This is a genomic window from Staphylococcus sp. EG-SA-2 (genome assembly GCF_017152085.1).
The window spans coordinates 1-1,300 of sequence record NZ_JACYHC010000808.1; the positions used below are offsets into that span (position 1 = coordinate 1).

Consider the following 1,300-nt stretch of genomic DNA (forward strand, 5'->3'; position numbering starts at 1 on the left):
ATTTGATTAGTTTGTTACAAGATGTATGGCACTTAAAACCAGCGATGACGATTGCAGTATCACATGGTATCTTCAACATAACAAATACTTTGATTCAATTACCATTTGTAGCAGGTTTAGCATGGATAGTTACAAAGCTTGTCCCAGGTAAAGATATTGCTGATGACTATAAACCTCAGCACTTAAACAAAGATCTTGTTTATCACGCACCTGGTGTTGCATTACAAGAAACTCAAAAAGAATTACAAAATGTGGGTCAGATTGTCTTATCAATGTTTGAAGACATTCGCGAAATTACAAAAGACGATAAAAAATTGATCAAGAAGCTTGAACAAAAGCACCAAGCTGTTGAAACAATCAATGATAGCATTCGAAATTATTTAGTTAGAATTTCTACAAAAGCCATTACGAAGGCAGACGTTGAGCGTTTAGCAGTTATGTTTGATGTCAATCGCTCTATTTTAAAAGTAGCAGAGCTAACAGAAGAGTATGTCGCTCAATTAAAACGCCAACATGATGAAGATATTCGCATTACAGAAGATGCACAACGCGGTATGGATAAATTATTCAACCATGTTGCTGAGTCATTTGATAAAGCCATCGACATGTTAGATGTTTATGACAAAACGAAAAAAGATGAAATTGTAGAACGTAGTAGAGAATCATTTAATATTGAACATAAACTACGCAAAGGTCATATTAAACGCCTTAATCGTGGCGAATGTACAACAAAAGGCGGATTACTATATATCGATATGATTGGTGTTCTTGAACGTATCGGTTATCATTCACGAAATGTTTCTGAAGCACTTGTTGGTCTTAACGATGATGTACCTACAGATGAAGAAATTGCAACAACTGAAATTTAATTTTTAATGTCTTATTTATATTCATATTTTTTAAAATTAGAGATTCAGAGGCATATACAAGGTCAATCCAACATCAATGGATTGGCTTTTTTGTTTAGCAAACTTTATTATCTTAAATCGGCTATAAACACTGATATAATAATGCTTCATTAGTATGCGGTAAGCATGACGGACACTGTTCTCGGAGTCTGACCTCGAATCATTTAGTATTCACTTTCACGTCGCCTTCATTGAAGCGAATTGCCATAACCTTCACATTATATATAGTTCCTTCTATATAAATGTCCAAATTTTTAGAACAACGCAATAAATAACCATCCACCTAACTTATCAAAAGTTTAAGTGGATGGTTTTTCATTTATATTTATATTAGTGTTAATCCAATCATAGATTTATCTATATGCACTGCTCTATACATTTCCTCATTTAAT

General features: G+C 33.2%; 1 protein-coding gene. It reads left to right on the plus strand.

The genetic code is table 11. The annotated features are described in order from the left end of the window. On the plus strand, positions 1 to 869 hold an 869-nt coding region (locus tag IDG60_RS14690; RefSeq protein ID WP_206160839.1), incomplete at its 5' end, for a Na/Pi cotransporter family protein. Between the last annotated feature and the right edge of the window lie 431 nt (positions 870 to 1,300).